Here is an 8,230-nt window from a genome sequence, read left to right on the forward strand (position 1 = left end):
CGACCGCAGGAGCTACCTCGCCACCCTCACCATCGACATCGTCGCAGGCCAACCCGCATTGACAGACCAGAGCGATCCTTAACTTCACGGCCTTGGGCCAAAGGTGGGGAACGCGGCGCCGTCGCCGACTTCGAGCAGGATGCGGGCTGCGGTCCTGACGCCGATGCCGGGCATCGAGGTCAGGACCCCGGCAAGAGGGTGCGCATCAAGCATCCCCTCGACCTGTTCAGCGACCTGGTCACGCTGGCGCAGCAGGTCACGCAAGCTGTCGGCCAGTCGGGGCACAACGGTCTCTGCCGCCGTGGTGCCGGGCACGACGACAGTCTGCGCCTCCAGCGCGGTGAGGATCTGCTCGATCAGGCGGGCGCCCATGCGCGGGGCTCGGGCCTTGACGATCTCGAGGAGTTCCGCGTGGCCGGCCTTGCGCAGCCCAGCCGGTCCGCCGCACCGCGACAGCAGCTCCAGCACGGCTGGATGCTGCAGTTTCGGGCGGCCAGGACGTAGCCGATCCTGCGGTGTTCGAGGTCGGCGCGTAGGCCGGGGTCGGCGCCGTAGACCTCGTCCGCGGTGACCCAGGAGGACGCCTACGCCACGCCGTCCGCGCCGCCGCGCCCTGCGGGTGCCGGAAACCTCGTCCGTCCTGGTCACAGCTCTCTTGATGACTGAGATCAGGACGCTGGCGTAGCGTCGAGGGCTCTCGTGGCGGATGCGGCGATGATCTACGTCGCGTGCTGCGCGAGGATGACCGGCTGCGCTGTCTCGACTGGCCTACCTCGGTGTGACCAACGCTCTCGCGTTGCTACGGCTGCTGCCAATGAGCGACCGGGACAAGGATGCCGAGATCCTGGCACTGCCACACCAAGTCATAATCCTCGAACGGCAACTGAACGGCGAGAAGGTCCGATTCACCCCATCTGACCGGGCATGACCCGCCGCCTGCCGCACCGGCTACTCGATCAGCCGGCCGGTGCTGCGCCTGGCCCGCGAGAACAGCACCCGGGGGCACCGCCGCCGCATCCACGGCGAACCCCTCGTCCCGGGGTGAAGGTCGCGGCCCCCCACCGTCCGGGAGATCCTCCAACAGGCCGGTATCGACCCGGCACCCCAGCAGACCAGCACCACCCGGGCGACGTTCCCGCGTTCGCAGGCGCAGGCCATCATCGCCGCCGACCTCTTCGAGACGTCAACGATGGCCGGCGCCAGACTGTACGTCCTTGCGGTCGTCGAACACCCCACCCGCCGAGTACGCATCCTGGGCGCCACCGCTCATCCGACCGCCGGCTGGGTTGCCCAGGCGGCCCGGAGCCTGGTGATGGACCTTGAGGACGCCGGATGCGCGGTGAAACACCTGATCCGGGATCGGGACGGCAAGTACCCGACCCTGTTCGACGCGATCCTCGCCGACGCCGACATCACGGTCGTGCGCAGCGACGTCCGAATGCCCCGCATGAACTCGATCATGCAACGGTGGATCCACGCCTGCCGTCATGAACTGCCCGACCGAACACTGATCCGGAACCAGACGCACCTGTTACACGCTCTCCGCGAGTACGAACGCCACCACAACCAGCATCGGCCTCAACCGGGCATCGCGAACGCCCGGCCTCTGCGTCCACTGCCCGAACCGATCACCGATCCCGCCGCGCTGGCACGCCTGAACGCCCACCGACACGATCGACTCGGCGGACTCCTACACGACTACGAGAACAACCGCTTGACCAGCACGGATGAAGTTTTCGGCACCCGCAAGGCCACCGCGCCGCTCGAGGACCGTCGTGGTCCGCTATAGGTCGCCGGGCAGCGCTGGCGGTGTGCGGGGCGCTGCGTAAGCGCACCCGCGGGGCGTACGGAGCGGCGGCGTCCGGGTTGCTGGTCGGGTTGATGGCCACGGCCCTGCCCGGCCCAGTCGCCGGATGGTGGTGGGTGGGCCTGCCGCTGGGGCTGGGCTGCCTGGTGCACTCCCTCGGCGACGCGCTGACCTTCAGCCGCGTGCCGCTGCTGTGGCCCATCCGGATCCGGGGCTGCCGGTGGGCGGCGCTGGGCATGTGGGCCCCGCTGCGGTTCCGCACCGGGTCAGCGGCCGAGCTTCTCCTGGTCGTCCCGGCCTTGATGCTGCTGGGCGTGATCAGCGCGTGGCCCTGATCACCCCGTAGCGGGCCGCCGACTCTCGGGCTCGCCGAATATTGTCACCGCCTCGTGATATCCATACATGCCGTTCAGTAGGGTGTCAACCACGGAGGGCCTCTTGCCGCTCGTCAGTCCTCTCTCAATCTCTGTAGCAAGGTCACGCACAGCCAGCTCGTAGTCCTTTGGCAGGTTATTTGGCGGCGTGATGGGGATTCGCCTCAGGTGGATGGGTTGGAATTTCGGACTTCTCCGTCGAACGGAGGTGTTGTCGTGGCTACTGTCGGCCGTCGAGCGACCCCGGCGGACCCCACCCCGCATCTGACGCCGGAAGATCAGATCCCCGCCCGGCTGGTGCGCAGCCTCCCGCCCGAGTTGGGGCCGAACGCGGTCGCGGTGCTGCAGGCGCATACGTTCATGTATTCCGACGCGGCCGGCAATGTCTCCGCCGGGACGATCGGTGGCTTGGTACACGACGACACCCGCTTCGTTGATCGGTGGGAGTTGACCCTCAACGGGGCGCCGCTGATGGTGCTGAACTCCGGTCAGGAGAATCCGTCCGCGGCGGCGTTCTTCCTGACCAACCCGAAGTTGCCCGGTCTGCCGGCGAACCACGTCGGGGTGCGCCGGCAGCGGTTCGTCGACGGGGGCCTGCACGAACGGATCGGGTTGCAGATTTTCACTGGTGAGCCGGTGCCGATCGAGCTTCGACTGACGGTGGGGACCGACTTCGCGGATCTCTTCGAGATCAAGGAGACGGTCCGAGACCGGTCGGCGCAGATCACCCGCGCACACGCTTCGGACGGCTCACGGTTGGTGTTCACCTATCGCAATGACACCTTTGAGGCGCGCACGGTGGTGGAGGCGCATCCGGCAGCCAGCCGGGTGGACGGCGACGCGCTGGTGTGGATTCTTCGCTTGGCGCCGGGCCAGGAGTGGGAGTGCGAGGTACACGTGCCGCTGCGGGCGCGGCCGGAGGAGTTGCGCCCGCCGTCCCGACCATTCGACGAGGTCTTCGGTCGCGGCGCGATTGACCGGCGCGCCCAATGGCGGGCCATCTTCCCCACGTTGGGCAGCGACAACGAGATGCTGCATCGCACGTGGGAACAGGGAGCGCTTGAGGATCAACTCGCGCTACAGATCGAAGTGCGGCACCTGCGCCAGCCAGGCATTTTCCCTGCTGCCGGTGTGCCCTGGTTCCTCACCCTGTTCGGCCGGGACACGTTGATTGTCGCCTACCAGTGCATCGGCAACGGTCCACGGTTGCCGCGGGAGGCATTGTGGTCACTCGCCGCGGAGCAGGGCAGTAAGGTCGACGACTTCCGCGACGAGGAGCCGGGCAAGATCCTGCACGAGATCCGCAGCGGCGAGTTGACCCAGCTCGGCATCAAACCGCACAACCCCTACTACGGGACCGCCGACGCCACCCAACTCTGGCTGATCCTGCTGTCGGAATACTGGCGCTGGACCGGCGAAGACGAATTCGTCCGCGGGCTGCGCGACAACGCGTACGCGGCGCTGCGGTGGATCGACGAGTACGGCGACCTCGACGGCGACGGCTACGTCGAATACGCCACCCGCTCACCGCAGGGGCTCGGCAACCAATGCTGGCGCGACTCGTGGGACGGCATCCGGTTCGCCGACGGGTCGATCCCCGTGCTGCCGATCGCGACCTGCGAAATTCAGGGCTACACCTACGACGCGAAACTCCGGCTGGCCGAGCTCGCCGACGGCCCACTTCAGGACCCGGAACTCGCCCGGCGGCTACGTGCCGCGGCGGACGAACTGCGCGACCGGTTCAATCGGGACTTCTGGATCGACGATCGGGGTGGCTACTACGCCGTCGGCCTGGACGGCGACAAACAGCAGATCGACTCGATGACCTCCAACATGGGCCACCTGCTGTGGAGCGGCATCGTGCCCCCCGACCGCGCCGCCGTCATCGCCCGCCAACTGATGTCCGAGGACATGTTCTCCGGCTGGGGCGTACGGACCACCTCCGCCGCCGAACGCGGCTACAACCCGATCGGCTACCACACGGGTACCGTCTGGCCGCACGACAACTCGATCATCGCCCACGGACTCGCCCGCTACGGCTTCCGCAAAGAAGCCAACCGAATCATCCTGGCGATGCTGGAAGCCGCCACGTTCAGCAACTACCGGCTGCCCGAAGCGTTCTCCGGCTACGACCGATCGCACAGCAAGGCTCCCGTGCCCTACCCCACCGCCTGCAGCCCACAGGCCTGGGCGGCCGGGGCACCCTTACTCTTCGCCCGCACCATGCTTGGCTTCGACGCCCGCAACGGCCAACTCATCCTCGACCCTGACATCCCCGAACAGATCGGCCGGATCACGCTGACCAACACGCACGCCTTCCTCAAGCTGTGGAACCTAGAAGCTCGCGGCACCCAGGGACACATACGCCCCTCCCCTGAAGAGTTCCGCTTCGCGCCGGAACCATAATCGCGCAGCCATGTCGCTGTAGGTACCCACATGGAACTCCGCCAGCATCGGCGGCCGACCCTCACCGCTGTGTCGACTGGCTGTAAACCCGGCCAGCGCGTACGCCCGCCGACGGGCGGCGTCGACCGCCTGAAACAGGTTCGCGCCTTCCACCTCGAAGCCAAACCCCGTCCGGTTCCGGTCTCCGTGCATCGAGGCGCTACCGCCGAACAGATCCACAGCTCCGCGGTCTCCTCGGTTATGACCTGGTCAAATTCAACGTGAGCCGCCCACTTCGCCATCCAGACATCCCCTTTCCTCGCGTCAAGCAGACGCTAGCGGTAAACTTGACGACGTCAAGTCAAGAACACTCTCGACATCGGCGCTCGACGATTGATTCGGGGGCCATCAAGCCCAGCATCCGCTGGACCGGATCGGACGCCGCCGGGACCCACGGGACCGGGCGGGACGGAGGGGATGCTCGTCGGACGAGCAGCCATCGAGCAGCCACACGTCCACAAGGGACAGACAAGCAAAGAGCCTGACCCGCGTTTCCGCAGGTCAGGCTTTTTTGATCTTGTGCGCCCGAAGGGACTCGAACCCTAACCTTCTGATCCGTAGCCGCTGGACCCTATCATACTCAACTCAATCCTACCACCCGTCCGATTAAAGCCTCCTCAGTCCGTCCACGTCCGGCCGGGTTCTGGCTGGTCCAGGCGCTGACTGCGGCCGGCATCTTCGATCGTCAATAACGAGCGGGTCTTCCGACAGCCATGAAATCCGGTTGCGTCCCGCTACGTCTGTGCCAGTTCCCCGACGTCCGAGCAGCCACCGAGCAGCCACCCAACCGACAACCACCGGCGAAGCTGCGAGTCCACCTTCGGCCAGGCTCGTTGGCGTACGTAGTTGGCCAGTCGGCCCGGACAAGGGGTCAGGATGATCACCATCAGCTGCGACCACGCAGCGGTATGGTCTGCCTTGGAGGCGAGCACCGTTGGTGGCCTCCGTGACCTGCTAACCGGATGTGCCGGCATTGGGCACCGGTGCGGCGAGCGCGGCCGGCTGCGGGTCAGCCGGCGGTAGGTGACCATACGGATGCCGCACACCTTCGAGCGCTACCTGCGTGCTCCCGAACATCCGCAGCAGGCGACCTTCCTGGAGCTCTTCTTCGACCTGGCGTACATCTTCGCGTTCACCCGCATCTCGGGGCGCCTGGTCGACAACCTCGATCTGATCAACGCCGCGCAGACGCTGGTGCTGCTACTCGCGATCTTCTGGGTCTGGACCTTCACCGCCTGGTCGACCAACTTCTTCAACCCGGAGCGGGTCCAGATCCAGCTCCTCGTCATCGCGAGCATGTTCGGCACCGTCGTGCTGACGATCGCGGTGCCCGGCGCGTTCGAGGCGCGGGGCCTGCTGTTCGCCGGCGCCTACCTGCTCATCCACCTCGGCCGCTCGCTCACCCTGCGGTACCTGCTGCGCGGCCACGCACTGCAGCACGTCCCCTACCTCGTGCTCTCCTGGTTCGGCCTATCCGCCGTACCCTGGATCCTCGGCGCGTTCGCGCCAAGCCCGGTCCGCCTGGCGCTGTGGGCGCTGGCGATCGCCATCGACTACCTGGGCGGGATCCTGCTCTGGCCGACGCCGAAACTCGGCCGGATGCGGGAGTCGCAGTGGGCGTTCGCCCCGGATCACCTGGCCGAGCGGTACAGGCAGTTCTTCAACATCTCACTCGGCGAAACGATCCTGGTCCTCGGTGCCACCTTCATCGCCGAAAAATCGACGTTCCTCCGGGCCGCCGCCCTGATAGTCGCCTTCGCCACCGCGGCGCTGATCTGGCGCATCTACTTCCACCAGGCGGCGCACACGCTGGCCGACACCCTCAAATCGTCGAACCAACCAAACCGGCTCGGCCGGGCAGCGGCGAACGCCCACCTGATCATGGTGGCCGGAGTCGTCGTCACCTCGGTCAGCTACCGGGCCGTCATCGACCAACCGAACGGGCACACGCCAATCTCGTGGCTCCTGGTCATCCTCGGCGGACCGGCACTGTTCCTCGCCGGCCGCGCCCGCTTCGAGTACACCGTGTACGCCGGCGTGTCCCCGACCCGGCCGATCGGCGTGCTGGTGCTGGGAGCTCTCGTGGCACCACTGCTCCTCGCGCCGCCGCTGGTGGCCGCCGCCGCGGTGGTCGTCGTGCTGACCGGCATCGCGCTGGCAGACGCGCTGCGCGCCCGGCATCGGCCGCCGGCGCACCCCTCCCCGCCACCCCATTACCGCCCAGCGAAGTAGACGACCCAGGGTCGCTAATCCCAGCGTCGCAAATCTTGGCAAAGCACCTGTTTGACCGCGAGTCGCGCTGAAGCGGGGTGCGGGTCAACCCCTGCTGGGTAGTGAGAACGGGACTCCTGGTAGATCAACTAGACGACTGATAACCGGAGTTTGCTGCGTGTTCAGTGGTCGTAGGCGATGAGGCTGCGGGTGACGGGCTGGCCGGTCTTGTGGTTGTGCCAGATGGCGGCGGTCAGGGCGAGCAGGCGTTGAGCAACGCGAGTCGCGATGCCTTCGAAGGTACGGCCGCCGTGTAGTTCCAGGTCGAGTTGGCCCTTGAGCGTGTCGTCGACCGACTCGATCAGTTGGCGGACGGCCTTCAGTAGGCCCTGGCCGGGGCGTTGCTTCTCCTTCTTGCGGTTGGGTCGTAGCAGGGTGACACCGCGGTCGGCCAGGTCCTGCTCGAAGCGTTTCGCGGCGAAGCCCTTGTCGGTGATCAGGAGCAGTCCGGGCCGGCCGGCGAGCAGGGCGGGCTCGCGGTCGAGCATGTACTCCACGACCTCGCGTTCACCGATCTTCGCATCAGCCAGGGCCCACATGATGGGCAGGCCGGTCGGGGTGCAGATCAGGTACAGGCGCAGTCCCCAGAAGAACCGTGAGTGTGACGCGCAGTAGCCGTAGGTGGCCCAGCCGGCGGCGTCCGAGCGTTGCACGGTGGGCCTCGACCGGCCGCACTCGACCGGGGTGGAGTCCAGGATCCAGTGGTTGTCGAACCAGAAATCGGTGTCGAAGGCCAATGCTCGGATGAAGTGCTGGATCAGCGGCAGGGCGGCCCGCAGTCGCTTGTTGTAGCCGGGCTGGGACAGCTGGACCGGGAACAACGCGCGTAGGTTCTTCGCCAGGTAGCGGACCCACCGGCGTCCGGAGCGGATGTTCAGCAGCGACTGCATGACCGCCATGGTGATCAGTTCGGCGTCCGACAGCACTGGGGTGAACCCGGTCACCGGGCGGGCCGGACGTAGATCGGGGCGGGCTTTCAACTCGTCGTCGATCTTCGCGTACAGTGCGGTGGCGAGGGTCTCCAGATCGACGTGCACATGGCCTCCATGGTCATAGTTGCGTAGCAACGTCGATCATGGAGGCCCTCGTCCGTTCACCGCACCTGTGTCCCATCCACACAGGCCACCGTGGTTATCACTCGTCTAGTCCCTGTCGCCCCTGGTGGGCGGCCCGTTCCGGGCTGAAAATGGTGGTCCGGTCGCTCGTCGACGTCGTTACTCCTTGGTCCATGAGGCCGTCGTCTAGTCGCAACGCCGCTCGGTTAAGGTCCGGCGGGTGTTTCGCAATGGTTTGTGATGATGTCGATCGCGATGGTGGCTTTGTAGCTATGCCG

4 protein-coding genes and 2 pseudogenes are annotated in these 8,230 nt (G+C 66.6%); 4 read left to right on the forward strand and 2 right to left on the reverse strand.

Going from position 1 to position 8,230, the window contains the following annotated elements:
- Positions 1-108: 108 nt before the first annotated feature.
- A pseudogene (locus tag ACGFIZ_RS33645) lies at positions 109-489 on the reverse strand (IS110 family transposase); the annotation flags it as partial.
- A gap of 700 nt (positions 490-1,189) precedes the next feature.
- Here ACGFIZ_RS33645 and ACGFIZ_RS33650 point away from each other — a divergent pair.
- The 4 genes and pseudogenes from ACGFIZ_RS33650 (at position 1,190) to ACGFIZ_RS33665 (ending at position 6,858) form a co-directional block, all read left to right on the forward strand.
- Positions 1,190-1,789 (forward strand): integrase, encoded by a 600-nt coding sequence (locus tag ACGFIZ_RS33650; RefSeq protein ID WP_393427222.1) that lies wholly within the window; start codon positions 1,190-1,192, stop codon positions 1,787-1,789.
- Positions 1,789-2,142: pseudogene (locus ACGFIZ_RS33655) on the forward strand (hypothetical protein); the annotation flags it as partial. The gene ACGFIZ_RS33650 and the pseudogene ACGFIZ_RS33655, both read left to right, overlap by 1 nt.
- 255 nt (positions 2,143-2,397) lie before the next feature.
- The gene (locus ACGFIZ_RS33660) at positions 2,398-4,587 is read left to right on the forward strand and encodes a glycogen debranching N-terminal domain-containing protein (protein ID WP_393427225.1); all 2,190 of its coding nucleotides are present in this window, start codon (positions 2,398-2,400) and stop codon (positions 4,585-4,587) included.
- Between the two features lie 1,062 nt (positions 4,588-5,649).
- Positions 5,650-6,858: a low temperature requirement protein A gene (locus ACGFIZ_RS33665; RefSeq protein WP_393427228.1), complete on the forward strand. Its 1,209-nt coding sequence runs from the start codon at positions 5,650-5,652 to the stop codon at positions 6,856-6,858.
- A gap of 161 nt (positions 6,859-7,019) precedes the next feature.
- Here ACGFIZ_RS33665 and ACGFIZ_RS33670 read toward each other — a convergent pair whose 3' ends face one another.
- Positions 7,020-7,934 carry an IS982 family transposase gene (locus tag ACGFIZ_RS33670; protein ID WP_393427231.1) on the reverse strand — a complete coding sequence of 305 codons (915 nt, stop codon included), beginning with the start codon at positions 7,932-7,934 and terminating at the stop codon, positions 7,020-7,022.
- Between the last annotated feature and the right edge of the window lie 296 nt (positions 7,935-8,230).

The sequence above is a fragment of the Micromonospora sp. NPDC048830 genome (assembly GCF_043198215.1).
In the GTDB taxonomy this organism is placed as follows: domain Bacteria; phylum Actinomycetota; class Actinomycetes; order Mycobacteriales; family Micromonosporaceae; genus Micromonospora.

Coding starts and splice junctions, on each gene's coding strand:
- ACGFIZ_RS33650 (WP_393427222.1), top strand. CDS start 1,190: ATGGCCGGCGCCAGACTGTACGTCCTTGCGGTCGTCGAACACCCCACC.